The 19,103-nt window shown below is 62.1% G+C and carries 17 protein-coding genes; 3 read left to right on the top strand and 14 right to left on the bottom strand.

Features of this window, described 5'->3' with window-relative positions; all coding sequences use genetic code 11:
• Positions 1-901 precede the first annotated feature (901 nt).
• From ACIQUG_RS32055 to mtnK, 12 genes are all read right to left on the bottom strand, one after another.
• Positions 902-1,402 (bottom strand): hypothetical protein, encoded by a 501-nt coding sequence (locus ACIQUG_RS32055; protein ID WP_402326316.1) that lies wholly within the window; start codon positions 1,400-1,402, stop codon positions 902-904.
• A complete protein-coding gene (locus ACIQUG_RS32050; protein WP_402326315.1) occupies positions 1,399-1,995 on the bottom strand; it encodes a hypothetical protein in 597 nt (198 codons plus the stop codon). Before ACIQUG_RS32050 ends, ACIQUG_RS32055 begins: the two co-directional genes overlap by 4 nt.
• Positions 1,992-2,249 carry a hypothetical protein gene (locus ACIQUG_RS32045; RefSeq protein WP_402326313.1) on the bottom strand — a complete coding sequence of 86 codons (258 nt, stop codon included), beginning with the start codon at positions 2,247-2,249 and terminating at the stop codon, positions 1,992-1,994. Before ACIQUG_RS32045 ends, ACIQUG_RS32050 begins: the two co-directional genes overlap by 4 nt.
• A 710-nt stretch (positions 2,250-2,959) precedes the next feature.
• Positions 2,960-4,171, bottom strand: coding sequence for a plasmid replication protein RepC (repC, locus tag ACIQUG_RS32040; protein ID WP_402326312.1), 1,212 nt, complete (start codon positions 4,169-4,171; stop codon positions 2,960-2,962).
• 198 nt (positions 4,172-4,369) lie between these two features.
• On the bottom strand, positions 4,370-5,404 hold the full coding sequence (repB, locus tag ACIQUG_RS32035; protein WP_402326310.1) for a plasmid partitioning protein RepB: 1,035 nt from the start codon (positions 5,402-5,404) through the stop codon (positions 4,370-4,372).
• The gene (gene repA / locus ACIQUG_RS32030) at positions 5,401-6,624 is read right to left on the bottom strand and encodes a plasmid partitioning protein RepA (RefSeq protein ID WP_043619426.1); all 1,224 of its coding nucleotides are present in this window, start codon (positions 6,622-6,624) and stop codon (positions 5,401-5,403) included. Before repA ends, repB begins: the two co-directional genes overlap by 4 nt.
• Positions 6,625-7,143: 519 nt before the next feature.
• On the bottom strand, positions 7,144-7,287 hold the full coding sequence (locus tag ACIQUG_RS32025) for a hypothetical protein (RefSeq protein ID WP_402326308.1): 144 nt from the start codon (positions 7,285-7,287) through the stop codon (positions 7,144-7,146).
• Between the two features lie 136 nt (positions 7,288-7,423).
• The gene (locus tag ACIQUG_RS32020) at positions 7,424-8,542 is read right to left on the bottom strand and encodes a RuBisCO large subunit C-terminal-like domain-containing protein (RefSeq protein WP_402326306.1); all 1,119 of its coding nucleotides are present in this window, start codon (positions 8,540-8,542) and stop codon (positions 7,424-7,426) included.
• On the bottom strand, positions 8,542-9,543 hold the full coding sequence (locus tag ACIQUG_RS32015) for a transketolase family protein (protein ID WP_402326305.1): 1,002 nt from the start codon (positions 9,541-9,543) through the stop codon (positions 8,542-8,544). Before ACIQUG_RS32015 ends, ACIQUG_RS32020 begins: the two co-directional genes overlap by 1 nt.
• 2 nt (positions 9,544-9,545) lie before the next feature.
• Positions 9,546-10,481 (bottom strand): transketolase, encoded by a 936-nt coding sequence (locus tag ACIQUG_RS32010; RefSeq protein WP_205239727.1) that lies wholly within the window; start codon positions 10,479-10,481, stop codon positions 9,546-9,548.
• Positions 10,482-10,485: 4 nt separating this feature from the next.
• Entirely contained in the window at positions 10,486-11,580 is a 1,095-nt protein-coding gene (mtnA, locus tag ACIQUG_RS32005) for an S-methyl-5-thioribose-1-phosphate isomerase (RefSeq protein WP_402326303.1), read from the bottom strand.
• The gene (gene mtnK / locus ACIQUG_RS32000; RefSeq protein WP_402326301.1) at positions 11,577-12,848 is read right to left on the bottom strand and encodes an S-methyl-5-thioribose kinase; all 1,272 of its coding nucleotides are present in this window, start codon (positions 12,846-12,848) and stop codon (positions 11,577-11,579) included. The genes mtnA and mtnK overlap by 4 nt, the downstream gene beginning before the upstream one ends.
• Before the next feature lie 147 nt (positions 12,849-12,995).
• Here mtnK and ACIQUG_RS31995 point away from each other — a divergent pair, with 147 nt between their 5' ends.
• Genes ACIQUG_RS31995 through ACIQUG_RS31985 form a run of 3 tightly spaced genes read left to right on the top strand, consistent with a single transcriptional unit; the run spans position 12,996 to position 16,654 of the window.
• Positions 12,996-14,513 (top strand): sugar ABC transporter ATP-binding protein, encoded by a 1,518-nt coding sequence (locus ACIQUG_RS31995; RefSeq protein ID WP_402326299.1) that lies wholly within the window; start codon positions 12,996-12,998, stop codon positions 14,511-14,513.
• Positions 14,510-15,559 carry an ABC transporter permease gene (locus tag ACIQUG_RS31990; protein WP_052201864.1) on the top strand — a complete coding sequence of 350 codons (1,050 nt, stop codon included), beginning with the start codon at positions 14,510-14,512 and terminating at the stop codon, positions 15,557-15,559. The genes ACIQUG_RS31995 and ACIQUG_RS31990 overlap by 4 nt, the downstream gene beginning before the upstream one ends.
• A gap of 51 nt (positions 15,560-15,610) precedes the next feature.
• Positions 15,611-16,654 (top strand): substrate-binding domain-containing protein, encoded by a 1,044-nt coding sequence (locus ACIQUG_RS31985; protein ID WP_402326297.1) that lies wholly within the window; start codon positions 15,611-15,613, stop codon positions 16,652-16,654.
• A 69-nt stretch (positions 16,655-16,723) separates the two neighbouring features.
• Here the strand turns inward: ACIQUG_RS31985 and ACIQUG_RS31980 are convergent, their stop codons facing one another.
• Together ACIQUG_RS31980 and ACIQUG_RS31975 are read right to left on the bottom strand one after the other, a co-directional pair.
• Positions 16,724-16,942, bottom strand: a complete 219-nt coding sequence (locus tag ACIQUG_RS31980; RefSeq protein ID WP_402326295.1) for a DfrB family trimethoprim-resistant dihydrofolate reductase — start codon at positions 16,940-16,942, stop codon at positions 16,724-16,726.
• A gap of 70 nt (positions 16,943-17,012) precedes the next feature.
• Positions 17,013-19,067, bottom strand: coding sequence for a bifunctional aldolase/short-chain dehydrogenase (locus ACIQUG_RS31975; protein WP_402326294.1), 2,055 nt, complete (start codon positions 19,065-19,067; stop codon positions 17,013-17,015).
• Between the last annotated feature and the right edge of the window lie 36 nt (positions 19,068-19,103).

The following is a 19,103-nucleotide window of genomic DNA, read 5'->3' as shown; positions in this document are numbered from 1 at the left end:
CGGATACCAGCGCTGGCGACAAGTCGTTGTCGTCGCCAACTTCCGAGCGAGGGATGCGGAGGCCCTGAGCCGAGAAACTGGAACCTCTAGACTGACTGGTCGAACAGTGCTGCAGACAATAGGGCAGGGGGTAGTCCTCTGCGCCTGGTTGACCGCTTGCGAAACGCTAAGGGAGGAGCGGAGTTCACGAAGCTTCTGCTGAAGGCGACCCACTTTGCTAGTGAACGCAGCCAGTCCAGCCTCATGATTAGCCAGTTCATCGCCGGAAGACACGACGGTCGGAGAAGGGGAGGGCGCTCGCGAGATATACGCAGGGATGTTGCAGATGCTAACTGTCCGACGCCAATTTGGGCGGATCCCTCAGTCTCCAGCCTTCGGTTTCCAAAACTTCATGACGTGAAATGCCCAGCTTGGTTTCCACCGGCCCTTTGGCGATCATCTCCGCTTTGCTCCGCCGATAGAGATCGCCAATGGCGCCACAGAATGCAGGTTTCGATGGCAGAAGTGTTCTGCCTTTTAGCTTCGGCTTCTGCAGGAATGGTCATTATATCATATAGTTAACAAGTGCATAACTTTCGAGCGCACCGAAATCCGAACCTGAGTGGCAATGGCGCTCCTGATGCCGCTCCCTTCAAACCGATTGCTTGTGCTGGTGGTCGTACGGGCCGAATCCTTGCTCATCGGTCGTCATCACAAACGCCGCAAATGCGCGGAACTATCGCTCGTAACGCGCCAAACGCACGGCTCGTCGCGCCCCCTTTGCGCCGACGAACACTTACGGAGGTTCTGAGCGTCTAATCCGAACCAGGAGAGCGGCGTTTCCGTCGACCACGCCGCACGTCGAAACTGCATCGCTTGCCACCGTCTCTTTCGTGTAGCGATCTCAGGCATGCGGGAGAATTCACTCGCGGCGCTCGAAGAGCGAGAATGCTGGATTTCCGACCATGCAAACTTCAGCCCAATCGGCCGGCGCTGTTCGGTCCAGTGCGCTTCGATATGACGCCCCACTGACGTCAATTGTCTCCAGGTTGGCAGAGTACGGGACAGTGCTCCGGTTCGAGTGATCGAGCACCGGCTGATACCTGAATGGCGGCTGCGTCACAAATGGGGGTTTCCGCCAGCCGGTAAACGACGGATCGCTTGAGATCTCGTCAGCCCGTGAAATTGCAGGCTTGACCGAAGTCCTCTCGTCATCCGTTTCCAACTTCGCTTGTTGAATTGCCACGACAAGTTTGCGGTCGGAGCGGTTGCCCATGTTGTAGCGACCGGACAGTGTCACGTTTCCGCAGTCATCTGTCGAATAGGCGAGGGCGGAAAGCCAATCACACTTTTCCGCCAGGGGAGGGCACGACGAGAACGATACCCGCGATCGGCGCCGATCGCGGTCGCCGATGCCAATCATCCAAAACCGATGCCGCGAGCTAGGACATGGTCGGGCTTCCCAAGCTCAACCATCTTGATGAAGCCAAGCTTCAAAAGCTCCTCCAACGCAATGCCGCGATCGTATCCAACAAGTGGCAGATCCGGGGAAAAGGCGTGACCGGCGAGCAAAACAGCATCCCGAAGCGCGGGCGGCGTATCAAACAGACTGAAGATGTTCGAGACGCCTACCGTTTGAGACGACCGGTTTACGATGCAGCCGGCATCAAAGCCATGCCCCGTCGATCGACCATAGATATGCAGGTCTGGCTCGGAGAGCAGAGAGGGTGGAAAGACGTTCGCATCGGAGGGGCTGCCCGCCTCTTTCCAGGCGCGTTCCCAGCGGTTCAATGCCGTCGCGTCGCGCACGCGTTCCCAGCCTCGGGCCGAGCAAGCGGGCGTTCCGCAAGGTTCGGCCCAAACCCATGACGCCGTAAACAACAGCCGGAATCCCTTGCCGGTCAGATCCAGCATCGAAAATCCGTCTTTAAGACTGGGCCGCCGTCCCAACCTATCTGTCAGCCGGTCGATCTCGACGAACTGGTCCGCAACACCGTTCGGGTCGAGTGTCGTCATGTTCGAATAGTATGGAGGGGCGATCGCATCGCTGGACCAAAACGTGCCGGTTCGGCGATCAGGCCGTCGATGGTATCTGTTGAACCGAATGGTGAACGCCCGACCTGTCCGTTTTGCGCTACGTCTGTCGCGTAGCCATGACAGACGATACACCGCAGTTTCTGTCGATCAAAATCCGAGAACAGACAAGCCGCGTTCCGGCCGCCCTTGAAACCTCCCACCAGCGAAGGCTTCACCCGCATGTCGCGCGACATGACGACAATTGCCTCCCTGTCAAAACGACATCTCCGGAGTTGCGCGTTCGAGGCTCAACCCACTGTGCCAACCATCTTTGCCCGACGCCTAAATTAGACGGCCACATTCCCTCGGGGCCGAATGTGGCCTGATCGCTACGGCGGCTACAGATGTGATCGCGCCACCTAGGTTCGACGACGCCAGGTTCTGGCGTCAGGTTTGCGGCATTCTACCGAAAGTCCGATGGAAGCTTAACTGCATCCCCAGGTGATCTTGCTCAATCTGCCACGAAACGCAGATGACGGAAAATTCCGTACGGCTGGAGAACTGTAGACCGGACGCCGGCATGACCAAGGCTAGCCGCGGTGTTGGCTTAAGTTGGAATGAAGTTCAGTGCCGCCTAATCTCGACAAGAGGGGAGGGGACTTTGATTCGTCGGCAACTCGCCAGCAAGACACCATCCAAAAATAAAACCTGTATGTGAACGACAGGGCCCCTGGGTAATTTCGGCGACCGCCGGCTTCCTGCTCAAGTAGAGCCGGCATTATCCCGCGGGTTTGGCGATGCTCCTCCCAGCACCCGTCGCGAAACAGTTACACGGCAGCGGATCATCGCCGCTTCAGATGCGATACCGTTTTGACAGCTTTTCCGCCTGATCGCCCATTGATGTCACCCATCCGATGCTTGCGAAGTCGCTTTCGTCGCAAGGCGGCGACTGCGCGTTGGAACTCTACCCTGCATTCCGCATCCCGCCGGCCCCGCGCAAGAGCGCCATCAACATCGGACCGAGCGAGAACTCACCGCGCCGCGCCTTCGAGGTCAGATCGCGGAGATAACCGCCCGCAGAATTGATGTGCCCAGCTCTTTCCAGCATACAGGCAAGCGCCACCGCTGCATTTTCGGGTCCCATCACATCACAGGCATCCTGATAGGCACTCGGGCTGATGCCCAGCATCGAGCGAACGACCACGGCGGCCGCCATGAAGTCGCGCCAGTTCGATATCTCACCGTTCTGCCCGTAAAGCCCGATCTCCGGGCAGGCCCGCAAAACCATCGCCAATGGGAACGCCTTAAGCGGCTCTGCTGTTGGTCGCTTTTCTGGCTCGGGCGTCGCTCCCAGCTCGTTTCTAGAGCTAGGTTCAAGTTCATTAGGGGATTCGGGATTTGAATTCTGTATATGACGCTCAAAACGAGCATCATTGCTGCTCATATTTTGAGAATTTTGCTGATCTTCCAATTGATTGACGATCTCAGCGCACAGCAGTTCCATTTCTTCGAGCAGCGCCTTGAGGTCATGGATGGATGGAGAGCGCGGCATACGCGCAACGAGGGCCAGGTAAACCGCCTCGATCTTCCCCCAATCGCCGCTCGCCCCCTCCTCTATTGCGGCAGAAATGAGCTTACGTGCGTCTCGGCGCCTGATCGTGAGGGCCTCTCTGGTGCGGCGAAAGAGCGTCCGTTCTGCTGCGACCTGTTGGGCCATTTGAGCAAGTTCCTCCGATCGCGCGAGCAGAGGCGCGAGATCGAAACCGAACGCGTCTTCGACTTCCCCGGACCTGTCCTTGCGAACGTAACGCTTGCCATTCGCGCTATCCTTGCGAACGATAAGCCCGGCATCGACGAGTGCTGCCAAGTGGCGACGCAAAGTTGCGCCGGCGATGCCATGCGCCCGAATTGAAAGCTGAGTATTCGAAGGAAAGACGATCAGGGATTGACCCTGGCGAAGATCGGTCTCGGGATAGAAGCTCAACAGCGCATCAAGGACGGCCAGTGCCCTGTCCTGCAGGCCGAGAAGCGGCCGCGCCTCACAGGCGTCGCGAAAGACCTTCCACTTATCCGCCGACTTGTTCGGCGTGATCTCGACGGATGCTACTTGTCGCCTCACCAGCGCAAGCGTCATCGGCCGCCGCCCAAAGGGCGTCGTCACATTTCCACTCTGCATTTTCCCTCACCCTTCAGAAGGCAAAAGAAATCCGCTCACCAAATTAGGTGCCAAAGTCTCTTGACGGGGATTCGTGGAAATGCGATTCTCAGATTGTCCAGATATGAGAGAGGCTTCCACGACGGCAACGTTTGGGGGCCTTTTTCTTTTGCAGCAGTCCTTTCGTGTTCACGTATCCGATTGCATCTCCGACCGTTGTCAGAGGCCTTGATCCTTGCGGTCGCGAGAGAACCGCGCGACGAGCGCTGGCAGTTCCTCCCCGACGAATTTGACGAATTCCACGCCGAGAGGCCCGTCGGCCGATATCCGCACCTCCTTGGCCGAAAGCTTCCAGGACCCCAGCTTGTTGCCGGAAGCATCGGACAAGTCCGTGCCGTCCTGGCGCACCGCATTCGCGGGCTTTATGGTGTCGAAAGCACGCTGGAAGCGTTGATCGGACAACGGCGAAGCGTCGCGCGCCTCAGACAGGATCTGTCGAGCGGCCGCAACGGATTCCGGATGGTCAGCGATTGTCTTGGCGAATTCGAGCCAGCGCGGCCGGCCAATCTTTGGCGCGCGACCGATGGCCTCGATCACGTCGGTCGGGACCACGCGGTAAACGCTGCGCATCTTGGCGAGTTCCGGGTCGTCGATCGACAGTGCCGCCTTTATGTCGCGCGGCTTGATACCGGCGTCGTCCATGCGCGAGGCGAACAAGGCGCGTTCGATCCAGGTGAGATCTTGCCGGCTCGCATTCTCAACGCCCTGAGCAACGACCAGGTCCAGATCCGATATTTCGACTTCGATCGCGCGAACGGGCTTGCCAAGCTGTTTTGCGGCAAGCCACCGCCGGTGGCCGTAAATGATCTGGTAGCGTCCCGCCGACGAGGGGTGTTTGCGAACCTGGACCGGAACCTTCTGTCCTTCTGCATCGATAGAGCGCTTGAAGGCTTCGAAGTCCGCCCCGTCATCGTCCGGCAGCCTGTCCGGATAGGGGGAGGGATCGACCAGTGAAGGATCAAGCTCTCGGATCGCGCCGCCACCCGACTCGACCAGCGCTTTCAGCCGATCGCGCTCGGCCCGTATGTCGTCGATCGCTCGATGCGCGGCACCGACCACACCGGCGCCGACCCGATTGGGAGCGGCAGGAGGAGCGGGCGTCGTCGATTGCTCTTTCGCAGCAAGGTTGCTTTCGAGTTCGGCCGAAAGCAGGCCGAAGCTGGCGACGATCGATTTGCGGGCGTTCTTGCTCATTCACGTCCCCAGCTCGAGTTGATCAAACGAATGATGGCCTCGTTCACGCCATCGACAGCCTCACGGGCGCGCTTGTGTGTATCGCGGCCGATCTGGCCCATCTCGAGCTCATAGATCGACCGTTTGGCCAGGCCCGCCGCCTCGACTGCCGTGCTCTCGATCGCGGTCGGCAGGAGCACGTCCGAGCCGAAGAGATGGCGCAACATTGCCACGACCTGCGACTGAGGTGCGTCGTTCGGATCGTGCCGCGTCACGAGGTAGCGAATGAAATCCTGGTCGAGCTGAGCGCCGTTATCGTTCAACACGCCGATCAGGTCGCCCATCATCAAGAGGAACTGGCTCATCGATGCAACGTCGAGCATCGCCGGGTGAACGGTGATGATCATGCTCGTGGCGGCGTAGATCGCGCTCAGCGTCAGGAAGCCGAGGGAAGGAGGCGTATCCAGAAGGACGACGTCGTAGTCGTCTTCCACCTCGGAAAGTGCGAGTTTCAAGCGCTCGAAGAAGATGGCGCCGGAGCTCGATTTGCTTGCGAGCACACGCGGCGTCTCGTGCTCGTATTCCATGACTTCGAGGTTGCCCGGTACGAGATCGACGCCTTCGAAGTAGGTCTTGCGGATGATGTCGCGGATCGGCCGGCGCTCGGCATCGTCGTAGCGAAGTGCCGCGTAAATCGTTTCGTTGGCGCCGACATCGAGTTCCGGCTGCGCGCCAAACAGTGCCGAGAGCGATGCCTGCGGATCAAGATCGAGCGCGAGTACGCGATAACCATTGAGCGCCAGATAATGCGCAAGATGGACGCATGTGGTCGTCTTGGCGCTACCGCCCTTGAAGTTGGCGATCGCAAGGACCTGAAGATGTTCGCCCGGACGGCGGCGAGGCAGGAAGCGGAGCGCCTCGGAAGGCTTCTGCTTTGCAAACAGCTCCCGAAGCTCGTTGATCTGGGCGAGCGTGTAGACCCGGTGATTGTTCTCTAGGCGGCTCGGCTTGGGACCGCGCCCTTCGGACGACATCAGCTTCAGCGTCGAATCCGGTATGGATGTCAGCTTCGAAACTTCGTTCGTCAGAAACGACCTCAAGGTCTTCTCGGACTTCGGCGGATACATGCGCGTTCGCAGTTGCTGCAACTGGCTCGACAAAAGACCGGCGTGCCGCAATATCTTGGCGGCAGCGTCTTCCTTGAGTTGAACGTCAGTTTCTGCAGGTCTAGCTATCGCCATTTTTCCCTCTTGGCGGCCGAAAGTCGGTTTACCGGCCATTGCCCGCCAAAGATAAAACACGATTCTCCCGGACCGTCCAGAACAATAGGGTTAACAAAGCCTCAAGGCTGATTGTGAAGCTTGCCCGACGAAATCCATTCATCCTATTGGAATCGTTTGGCTTTCCTGGATGTGATGGGCTGCCAGGCGATGAGTTTGCGCACACCTTTGTTCGCCCAGACCCACAACCGAAAGGCGGTTGCGCGAGCATTGGGCCTAGACTCATGAACCGGCACCGACCCGCCCGCCGCGAATCATCTGCAGACGTCCGGTTTACGCGCAGATACCGACAGTCCGCCCAGTCAGTGCCTCGTCATCCTTGGTTGACCCGGCATGTCCCCCTGCAGCGTGAAGGGTCACCTTCAGCCAAGACGAAACTGCGCAGGCGATATGCGCCTGCGCAGCGGACAGTCGTTGGATTGTCGAGGCACTACGCCGGCTGGGCGACCATCTTTGATCGCTGCTTCCACATGGACAGCATCAGGACAACGACCAGGAGGCAGCGCCCACCTGTGGCACCCGCGCCGCATCGATCACAAAGGAGATCACGCGATCCCCTACTTCCATCGAGGTACGGCCGTGAAAACGCCAGCACTCGGCGACTAAGCGCATACCGATAGCCATGGATGTCTGGCTCCTGGCCACGGCCATGCGCTAACCACTTGCCGCCCAACAGAGAGGGCGGTCCTTTCGGCTGCGAGCGATCTTGGGCCGCACCGTCCCGGCGCGACCTCTCGGGCTCGACCTATGCCGCGTTCGCCTAGCTATGGACCGCGGCGACCAAGCGGCGGCAAGCGTCCACGAGGTTCGGCTCTTGAAGCAGGGCGCCGCCGATCAGGTACATGACGTCGTTGCCGTAGGCTTCGCGCATCTCGGGAACCCGCACAAAGGTCATGCCGCCACCGGGAGCGGCGACGATCGCCTTCGGCCCGCCCATGTCGGCCGCGCAGGCCCGGGCGATCGACAGGCATTCCTCTCGCGTGAAACCGAAGCGGCCTCCGAAGTTCGGATAGATCACCGCGTCCGCCCCCATCAGCCGATGCAGCGTGCCGAAGAACGAACGGTGCGAGAAGCCGCAATCGGAAGAGACCACATTTGCGCCCGAGAAGGCCGGGTGCGAAACGATCGGCAAGGTGAAATCGGGGTCGGCTGCAAGCGTTCGGACGACATCATAACCGGTCAAAGCCGGGGCCAGCATCACCGCCCCGGCACCGGCTGCCTGCGCTTCCTTCGCCCGGTCAAGCACGGCTGAAGCCGGCCCGGTGACATTCGGCACGAAGCTCGTGTTGCCACCGGTTTTGGCATTGGCCTCGCCGACGGCCGCGATGCAGGCCTTCAGGCGTTCGGCAAAAGGCGACGTCACCTGATCGACGAGACCATGGTCGTCCTTGACGAAGTGCATGCCGCCAAGCGCGAAATCGTGGGCACGGCGCGCAAGTTCGGATGTCGAAAGCCCGACGGGCTTGATCGCCGACATCAAAAGAGGGCTTTCGCCCACGCCTGCGCGGGCACGAAGCCCGGCAATACCGTGCTTCGGTCCTGCGCAAAGCGCAAGGATACCCGGCGAAAGACCGATATCCTCGACCTTCAGGCCGGGCTTGATGGAGCTGTTGCCGAAGATGACGTTCAAGAGCTGCAAAAAGTCGCCGCCGACATCGTCGTCGGAATAGGAGATCGTGGCGAGAAAGCCCGGCCGGCCGGCCGGATCCGGCTTCAGGTCCTCCAGCTTGCCGAGGATCTCATCCTCGACATAGCCTTTGGGAACAGCGCTGCGCGGAATTTCGACGGTCTGCTCCAGCGCGATGTCGAGCGCGCGTGCCTTAGCCTCCTCGGCATCAGCGGCGCGCACGTAGTAGGTGACGGTGAAACGCGGAGCCACTAGAGCGCCTCCGCCTTCTGGGCCGAATGCACGTGGTCGATGCGGACCTCCGTCAATTCGTCCTCGCCAATCTCGAGCGGCTTGCCGACGAGATCACCGATCGCGCCAACGAGCGCACTCGCATCGAGCCCATACTTCTTCATGAGGTAAGGCTTGGACGCGCCATGGGCGAAGGTATCGTTGAGGCCGAGCCGCTTCAGGCGGACGCCGAGGCCTTCTTCGGCCAGAATTTCCGCAACGAGCGAGCCGAGGCCGCCGACGATGGTGTGGTTCTCCAGCGTGACGACGCCCTTCTTGCCACGCGCGGCCTTCAAGAGGCCGTCGCGATCGAAGGGTTTCAGGGTCGAGGCGTGCAGATGGGTGATGCCGATGCCGCGTGCCTGAAGCGGTTGGGTGGCGCGCAGCGCTTCCTCGGTGCAGACGCCCGAGGAAACGACCAGAATGTCGTCGCCTTCGGACAGGACCCGCAGCTTGTTGAACGCGAAAGGCGTGGAGAAGAGACGCGGGACCTCGCCGCGAAGCACGCGCACATAGACGGGCCCGTCGATGCTGTCGGCCACGTCAAGCACGGTCTCCACCTCGGTCGCATCACCGGTCTCGAGGATCGTCATGTTCGGCACGGCGCGCAAGACCGCAATGTCCTCGATTGCCTGATGGGTGATACCACCGGGCGTGGTGATACCGGGCAGGAAGCCCATCAGGCGCACCTTGCGATTGGAATAGGCAATCGAGTTGATCAGTTGGTCGTAGGGGCGGCGATAGAGGAAGACCGAAAAGGTGTGAATGAACGGGCGGTAGCCTTCCATCGCCAGCCCGCCAGCAAAGGACAGCATGTTCTGCTCGGCCATGCCGAGCGAGAGGAACTGCTGCGGATGCCGGTCGCGGAAACCATCGACCTCGCAGGACGAGGTCAGGTCGGCGGAAAGGCAGAGGACTTCGGGTCGCGCCGTGGCGAAGGTTTCGAATGCCTTGGCGTAGGGACGATTGACGATCTCGACCATATTCAGGCCCCTTTCATTGCGTCGGCGTCGACGCCGAGTTCGGCCGCAAGTGCCGCCTGCATTTCAAGCCGCTCTTCCGCGCTCTTGAAACGCACGTAATGAAGCCGCGGGAAACGTTTCTTGAGGAAGTCCATGCCCTGATAGGGCGAGGTGTTGGCGAGGATCACCAGCGGCTTGCCGGGTTCCGCGCTTCCGGCCGCGGCCCTGAGCGCGTCGAGATCATGACCGTCCACCGACCGGCAGGTGACGCCGAAGGCGCTGACGCGGGCTGCAAGATCGCCAAGGTCGAGCACCGACGACATGGCGCCGTCGCATTGCTGGCGGTTGACGTCGACGACGACGCGGATGTTGTCGATGCCATGATAGCTCATCGCCGCAAGGCATTCCCAGGTCTGGCCTTCCTGGAACTCGCCGTCTGACATGTAGACCCAGACCTTGCCCGGCTCCTTCTTCTGCAACCGCGCCCAGGCGACGCCCGAGGCCATGGAGAGACCCTGCGCCAGCGAGCCCGTGGTCACTTCCATGCCGGGACTGTGCTCGGCGCCGATCATTTCGACCGAACCGCCATCCTTGTTGAAATGGTCGAGCGCGTGCTCGTCCATCCGCCCCATCTCGATCAGCGCCGAATAGATGACGAGCGCATAGTGGGCGGGCGAGATGAAGAAGCGGTCGAACGCCGGCCCGACCGGTCCGTGATAGCCGGCACCGGTAAAGGCGTCCGGATTGTGCGCCGAAGGAACGCCGCGAAACGGCAGCGGCACCTTCGGCAAGGTCGGCTCGCCGAGCGTCAGAAGCTCGTTATAGAGCAGCGCGAGGCTCTCAGCGGCCGAGCACGCCTGGCTGAGATAACCGCCATTGTTCTTCATCGTGTGGAAGAACACGCGCCGGCGGATGCCGAGCGCGATCTCTTCCGTTGAAACCCGGTTCGTGAGTGTCATCGTCTCAGCTCCGTTCTGGGAAAAGCGCCTTGAGGCCTTCGGGCGACGGCGTTGCGATGCCGCGCTCGGTGATCAGGCCGGTGATGAGGCGGGCGGGCGTGACGTCGAAGGCCGGATTGGCGGCGGGGCTGCCCTCCGGCGAGATGCGCACGCTGGCGATCGAGCCGTCGCTGGCGCGCCCCTGGACGAAGCTCACCTCGTCGGCGGTGCGCTCCTCAATCGGGATTTCCTTGATCCCGTCGCGCACCGTCCAGTCGATGGTCGGCGAGGGGAGGGCGACATAGAAGGGGACGCCGTTGTCGCGCGCGGCAAGCGCCTTCAGGTAGGTGCCGATCTTGTTGCAGACATCGCCGTTGGCCGTCGTCCGGTCCGTGCCGACGATGACCATATCGACATCTCCGTGTTGCATCAGGTGCCCGCCGGCATTGTCGACGATCAGCGTGTGCGGCACGCCATGGCCGTTCATTTCCCAGGCGGTGAGATAGGCGCCTTGATTGCGCGGGCGCGTCTCGTCGACATAGACATGCACCGGAATGCCTTCCTCGACAGCCATGTAGATGGGGGCGGTCGCCGTGCCATAGTCGACGGTCGCAAGCCAGCCCGCGTTGCAATGGGTGAGGATGCGCACGGGTTCGCCCGGCGCCTTCTTCGCAGCAATTTCGCGGATGACCTTCAGGCCGTTTGCGCCGATGGCGCGATTGAGTTCGACATCTTCGGCCGCGATCTCGGCGGCGCGATCATAGGCTGCCTTGGCGCGCTCGCCTTCCGGCAAGGCGCGCAGATGGTCGCGCATGGCGTTCAGCGCCCAGCGCAGGTTGATGGCGGTCGGGCGTGTTTCGTTGAGCTCCTCCCAGACGGCGTCCAGATGGGCGTTCGACGGATCCTTGGCAATCGCAATGGCGACACCGTAGGCGGCGGTGACGCCGATCAGCGGCGCGCCGCGCACCCACATGTCGCGGATGGCGACGGCGACATCGGCGACCGTCTTCAGTGTCACGACACGGAACTCATGCGGCAGCCAGCGCTGGTCGATGATGTCGACGGAACGGCCGTCCTCGTTGAGCCAGATTGTATGGTAGTGGCGTTCTCCGACTTTCACGCTGATGTCTCCTTCTGAAGGCGCTCCGCAAGTGCGCGGATGTCCTTGAGGCTGTGGATATGGTGCCGGTTGACGGCAAGGTGACGCCCAAGCTTCAGCGCCCTGGTTTCACAGGCAGCGCGGCGATCGGGGTCGATAATGGTTTCGAAGTCGGCGTTGTGGGCGAGGCCGAGAATACGGCGGTGCATCTCGACGCCGGCAAAGCCCAGCATCTCGCGCCAGATCTCGTCGATGACGATGTCGAGCGCCTGTTCGGCGCCGAACGGGTCGTTGCGCGCTTCAAAGAGGCTTGCCTGGTAGAGAATGCCGTTACGCTCGGTGCGCCAGAGATGGGCGAATTCGGTGCGGAAGGTTTCCCAGATGACTTCGACCGTATCGAGCAGATAGCTACGCATGCCATCGCGGCTGCCGGGCGCATTTTCGTGGCCGCTCTGCGAAAAATAGCTCATCCAGAAATTGGCAAGCAGCATGCCGACGTCGAAGCTGATCGGTCCGTAGAACGCGAACTCCGGGTCGATGACGCGGGTCTCGTCGTCCGTCACCATCACAGAGCCGGTATGCAGGTCGCCATGGCAAAGCGTCTCCGCCTTGGCGGAGAAAAGATGCTTCAGCCGTTGCGCTTCGACCTTGAGGTCGCGGTCGGCGCGAAGCTCGGCCACAATAGGATCGAGCTGCGGCGTGGTGTGCCGATTGAGCTCGGCCTCGAAATAGGGATCGGAGAACACCAGGTTTTCGGTGATGTCGCAAAGCTCGATATTGTCGGCGAAAAGCGCAAGGTCCGCCTTCTTCTCGCGCGTGGCCATGGAGAGGTCGGAGCCGCGAAAGAGCGTACGGGCGACGAAGAGGCCAAGGTCACGCCCGATCTTCGGGAGCTGCCGCCCGTCGATCAGCGCGCGCCTCAAAATCACGTGCGGCGTCAGGAATTCCATGACGATGAGCGCCTGGGATTCGTCGAAGAAATAGATTTCGGGCACGAGCCCGGGATCGCGCGCTGCCTGGCGCTTGAGGGCATGATATTCGAAATAGGAGCGCTTCAGCGGCAGCGGCCAGCTTTCGCCGACAAGGCGCACATAGGGCAGCGCCTGCTTGACGATGGCAGCACCCTTGTCTCCGGTGACGATGAAGACCAGGTTCAGGTTGCCATCGCCGACTTCCTTGACGCTCCAGCGCGAAAAATCCGGCCCGATCTTTTCTCTCAGGACGGCGTTGCCACCGAGTTTCTCCGGCAACGTCGCAGCGCTCAGCGCCTCGAAGACCTGCTTGTCCATATCGTTCTCCTCCAACGCATGGCGCGGGCCTCCACCGCTCGCAGCCATGCCGTGTGTGGTCACAACTAAGGCGGCATTCTAGCAAATGTCAATGGCCTTGACATTTGACGGACGGCTATCCTAACCTGCCTTCATTGGGAGGAGAGAATGAGCGAACAGGCAGTGTTTCGCATTGAGGGCGTGCGCAAATCCTTTGGGCCGGTACCGGTTCTTCGAGGGGTGGATCTCGATCTCAAGGCTGGGGCGGTTACCGTTCTGATGGGCGCCAACGGCGCCGGCAAATCCACGCTCGTGCGGATCTTGAGCGGCGTCTACACGCGCGACGCCGGCACGATCACGCTTGCCGGCATGGCCTTCGAGCCGACGACCCCGGCCGAAGCGATCCGCGCCGGCGTCGTCACCGTGCATCAGAACATCAATGACGGGGTGGTTGCCGATCTCGACGTCGCCACCAATCTGACGCTCGATCGCTTGAACGGGCGCGGTGCGCGGCTGTTCTTCAACCCGCGTCGAGTGCGGCGCGAGGCTGCTGCGGTCGCGTCGCGCATGGGGCTTGCGATCGATCTTGCCGCCAATATCAACGACCTGACGCTCGCCGACCGGCAGATGGTGGCGATCGCCCGTGCCATGGCGCACGAGCCGAAGGTTCTGATCCTCGACGAGCCGACATCGTCGCTGTCGAGCGCGGAGGCAGACCGGCTTTTCGATCTCGTCGACCGGCTGAAGGCGCGCGGTGTCGCCATTCTCTATATCTCCCACCGCATGTCGGACATCCGGCGGCTGGCCGACAGCATCGTGGCGCTTCGCGATGGCCGCATCAGTGGCCGCTTCGAAGGGCCGGAACTGGACTATGAGGGCGCCGTCAACGCCATGCTCGGCCGCAAGGTCTCGGCAGGGGCCGTCGATCTCCGCGACGGCGGCGCTCCGGTCTTTGCCGTTCGCGGCCTCAAACTCTCAGAACAGGCGCGCCCTTTCGATTTCACCCTCCGCGATGGAGAAATCGTCGCTGTCACCGGACTTGTGGGCGTCGGCAAGACGGCGCTCGCCGAGACCCTGTTTGGCGCACGCGCGCCGGTCGCCGGTGAGATGATGCTCGACGGCACGCGCTATGCGCCGGCAAGCACCGGGCGGGCGATCGCCCGAGGCGTCTTTCTTGTCGCCAAGGACCGCGCCGAAAGCGGCATCGTGCCCGACTTCAACATCTACGAAAACATCAGCCTGCCGTTCCTTGGCCGGCTCTCGCGCTTCGGCATATCGAGCCGGCGGGCGGAAAAGACCAAGGCACGCCAGCAGATCGCGGCGCTTGGCGTCGTCTGCCGCAGCGAGCGCGACGAGTTGCAGACACTTTCGGGCGGGAACCAGCAGAAGGTGATGGTCGGGCGCTGGCTTTCCGAGCCGGCGCGCCTGCTCATCCTCGACGAACCCTTCCAGGGCGTCGACATCGCCGCACGCCGCGACATCGGCGAGAAGCTGCGCGCCTCGGCCGCGGGCCGCGCCACGATCCTCTTCCTGACCGAACTCGACGAAGCCTTCGAAGTCGCCGACCGCATCCTTGTGATGTCGGAACAGACCATCGTCGGCGAGCATCGCAATGCCGACATCGATGTCGAGCGGCTCCTGTCGGAAATCGCCGGTCAATTCTATCAACAGGTCCATGCGTCATGAGCAGTGAACAGAGCAATTCCGCAGCACCGGTCGCGGTCCCTTCGAGCGCATCGGGAATTCGCGAGGCGGCGATCAAATACGGCTTCCTCGTGCTTCTCGCCGGGATGGTCCTTTATTTCTCGCTCGTGACCGGCGGCTTCGCCTCGCCGCAGAGCGCCGTTTTCATCCTGCAATCGGTGTCGATCACCGGCATCCTGGCGCTGGGCGTGACGGCCACGCTGGTCGTCGGCGGTTTCGATCTTTCGATCGGCTCGGTCGCGACGACGGCGATGATGGCCTCGTCCTATGTGATGGTGGTGATGGGCGGCGATGCACTGACCGCGACGCTCGTGTGCCTTGCCATCGGCGTGCTGGTCGGTTTCGTCAACGGCGTCATCATCGTCTATATGCGCGTGCCGGATCTGCTGGCGACGCTCGGCATGATGTTCCTCTTGCTCGGTCTCCAGCGCATCCCGACAGAGGGCCGGTCGATTGCAACAGGCATGACGCTTCCCGACGGTTCGGTCGCCGAAGGCACCTTCAGCCCGGCCTTCCTGGCGCTCGGCCGCCATCGTTTCGATTTCATCCTGCCCAATCTCGTGCCGGTTTCGGTGGTGGTGCTGATCGTGCTTGCGATCCTGATCTGGTTCTTCCTCGAATACACCCGCTTCGGCCGCATGATGTATGCCGTCGGCTCCAACGAGCGGGCAGCCGGCCTCGCCGGTGCGCCGGTCAATGCCTACAAGATTTCCGCCTACATCATCTCCGGCGTCTTTGCCTCGATCGGCGGCATCCTGCTTGCCGCCCGCCTTGGCCGCGGCGACATCGCCTCGGGCAACAACCTGCTTCTCGATGCGGTTGCCGCCGCGCTGATCGGCTTTGCCGTGCTCGGCGCCGCCAAGCCGAACGCGTTCGGCACGGCGATCGGCGCGCTCTTCGTCGGCATCCTGCTGCAGGGCCTGACGATGATGAACGCACCCTATTACACCCAGGATTTCATCAAGGGCGCCGTGCTCGTCGCTGCCCTGATCTTCACCTTTGCGCTCTCGAAAAGAGGCAAACGCTGACGGGGTTCCCTTCAGCGGAAAACAAAAAGTTCACCAGTGGAGGAGACTGACATGAACATGACTCGCAGAAGCCTGGGCCGCTTGACGCTCGGGTTGATGGGGGCCGCCGCCTTCGGCGTGCCGTCCTTTGCCGCCGACATGCCGAAGCCGTTCGACAAGGCCGGCGACGTCAAGATCGCACTCGTGCGCTACCTTTCGACCGGCGACTTCTTCCAGTCCTATCTCGCCGGTGTCGAGGCGCAGTCCAAGGCGCTCGGCGTACAGCTTCAGGTCTTCGACAGCCGCCAGGATGCAGCGCTCCAGGCCGACATGGTCGACCAGGCGATCGCACTTGGCGCGCAGGGCATCATCATCCAGCACGGACTGACGGAATCGATGAAGGAAGCCGCCCAGCGCGCGGTCGACGCCGGCATCAAGGTCGTCGCCTTCGACGTCAACGTCGAAAACGAGAAGATCCCGCAGATCGAGCAGTCCGACCGCGACCTCGCGCGCCTCGCGCTCGAACAGGCGGTCAAGGACAATGGCGAGAGCTTCAAGGCTGGCTACGTCTATGTCGCCGGCATCGCGCCGCTCGACCGCCGCGACGAGACCTGGAAGGAATTCAAGGCCAAGTATTCCGGGATCGAGGAAGCCGCCCAGTTCGGAACCATGGACAACCCGATCGCCAACTCGGTCGCCAATCAGGCCCGCGCGGTGATTTCGGCCAAGCCCGACATTACCGTGATGTTCGCGCCCTATGACGAGTTTGCCAAGGGCGTGAAGATCGCAGTCGACGAGGCCGGCCTTTCGTCCAGCGTCAAGATCTACTCGGCCGACATCTCGACGTCCGACATCGCCGCCATGCGCGAGGCGGGCTCGGCTTGGACGGCAACGGCCGCCACCAACCCGGCCGTCGTCGGCCAGGTCTCGGTCCGCTCGCTCGCGATGCTGCTTGCCGGCGAAGACCCGGGCCGCCAAGTCGTCGTACCGCCGACGCTGATCACCCAGAAGGACCTGAACGACCAGGACATCAAGAACATGGAAGAGCTCGGCGTGAAGCTGCCGCAGTTCGCCCATGCGGATGTCGCCATGCCGGCATGGATGCCGAAGCCCTGATCTCCTGATCCATAAGTACGGAAAAGGGGCGGTCCATCGGGCCGCCCCTTTTTTGTTTCCGGCTTTGCTTCAGTCGGGGTTTGACGCGGGCGGCGCCCACGCCTCGATCGCCGTCTCCGGATAGATCTGCACCGAGCCTGGCTCGAAGTAGCTCTCGATCGCATAGCCGAGTTTGGTCAGGTCTGTCCGGTACCAGCCGACGATCGTGCCGCGCCAGGAGGCGCGGCCTTTCTTGGCGGCATAATCACCCATTTGAAAAGCGGCATCTGCAGGCCAGGGATCGACCATTTCGTCTCCATCCGAACAACTCTAGCGGGAGACAGCATGGTGGCACGCCTTCACCCTTGGGTGGAAGGGCTCAGCGCATCGCCGCTGCGATATTGCCGCCGTCGACGGTCGTGACATCTGCGGTTGTGCGTTCAGCAAGCGCGTGGTGCACGAACGCGCGGGCCACATCCTCGGCCGTCACTTCGAGACCGAGCAGGTTTCCGCCCATGTAGTCCTTGACCGAAAGGCCGCGGGCGGCTGCGCGATTGGCGATCATCTCGTCGTTGAGCAGGCCCGAGCGGATGCGGTCGGCGTTGACGGCATTGACGCGGATATGATCAGCGCCGTGTTCGAGCGCATACTGACGCGACAGGAACAAGGTCGCTGCCTTCGGCAATCCGTAAGCGCCGAACTTGGCGCCCGGATTGACAGCCTGCTTGGAGGCGTTGAACAGCAGCACGCCGCCGGTCTTCTGCTCCTTCATGATCCGCACGGCATTCTGCGCGACCGTCTGATGGGCGAAGAAGTTGAGCTCGAAGCTGCGGCGCAGCAGGGCGTCGTCCATGGTCGCAATCGGACTTTCCCAGGCGGCACCCGCATTGGAAACGACGATATCGACGCCGCCGAAGGTCGCGACCACCTGGTCGAAAGCGGCGCGAACGGATGCCGGGTCGGTGATGTCGCAGGCGATGCCGATCGCGTTGTTGCCCGCCGCCTTTGCCACGGCTGCCGCCTTATCGCCGTCGAGATCGAGCACGACGGCATGGGCGCCCTCGGCGACGAAGGCCTTGACGATCGCCGCACCGATGGCGCCGGCGCCGCCGGTGACGAGCGCGACCTGACCGGTAAACGGCTTCGGCTTGGCGCCGGCGAGCTTCGCCTGTTCCAGCGACCAGTATTCGAGGTCGAAGAGATCCGGCCGGCTGACCGGCTCGAAACGGCCGACGGATTCGGCGTCGCGCGCAGCCTCGATCCACATCTCGCCGACGTCAACGGCGATCGTCGCGTCCTTGTACGTGCGGCCGTGGCCGAACATGCCGAGCCCCGGCACCAGCGTCAGGCGCGGCATGGGATCGAGCATGATGCGCTTGACGTCGTCGCGGGCATCGTTGGTGTGGAAGTACCCAGTGTAGTCTGCAGCAAAGGTGGCGACACGCGCGTCGATCACGGCCCGGTAGCCCGAGAGATCATCTTTAGCCGGCGCCGGAAGCACCATCGGGCCGGTCTTGATGCGGATGGAAAGATCGGGCGTCGAAACGCCCCTGGCGGCCATCTCCTCAACCTGTTGCGCGTTGACGAAGTCGAAGATAGCGGGCGAGGTGCGGAACACGCTGACCATGCGGTCAAAACGGCCCTCGCCCTTGTCGACGGCAACGGCACCGCGCAGCATCGGCGCGATATCGGCTGGGCTTGCAAGCGCTGTGGGCAGGGCGGCCGGCGTGAACGGATTGTGCCCGTTGGCCTTCACATGTTCTTCGGCGAGCGTGACATAGTGGATCATCCGCGCATAGGCTTCCTTGGCCGTGTCGGCGAAGGTGAAGATCCCGTGCTTATCGAGGATCAGCCCCTCGACCGTCGGATCCTGGTCGAACACGTCCGCCGCAGCCTTCGCCAGCACGAAGCCCGGCATGATGTAGGGCACGAAACCCATCTTCCTGCCGAAAAGCTCGGCGCACATCTCCCGGCTTTTGGCCTGGTCGGCGATGGCAAGAATGGCGGTCGAATGGGTATGGTCGACGAACTTGTGCGGCAGGAAGGCATGCAGCAGCGCCTCCACCGACGGGTTCGGCGAGCCCGGATCGATGAGGTTGGCGCGCAGCAAAGTCACCATGTCCTCGTCCGACAGCCGTTCGAGCTTGCGGCTCTTCAGCAGCGGCGCGATCTTGACGGCGGGCAGGCCGGCGGGCTCGATCGTGCCCATGTCCCAACCACTGCCCTTGACGCAGAGCACGGCATGCGTGTCGCCGACAAGGTCGGTGATTTCGGTTTTCACCGAAGTGTTGCCGCCGCCATGCAGCACGAGCCGCGGCTCGCCGCCAAGCAGCCGCGTCGTATAGGTCCGCAGCGCCAGATCGCGGCCGATCCCCTTCGCCTGATAGCCCGCAACGACCTTCTCCGCCTCGTCATCGCGCCAGAGATTTTCCATAAGTTCAGCCTCCCGATAAACCGGCCCGGCCGGTAT

It is taken from the genome of Ensifer sp. NPDC090286 (assembly GCF_044769565.1).
Classification (GTDB): Bacteria; Pseudomonadota; Alphaproteobacteria; order Rhizobiales; family Rhizobiaceae; genus Ensifer.
The sequence above is the reverse complement of the archived record's forward strand: the minus strand, read 5'-3'. Positions and strand labels throughout refer to the sequence as shown.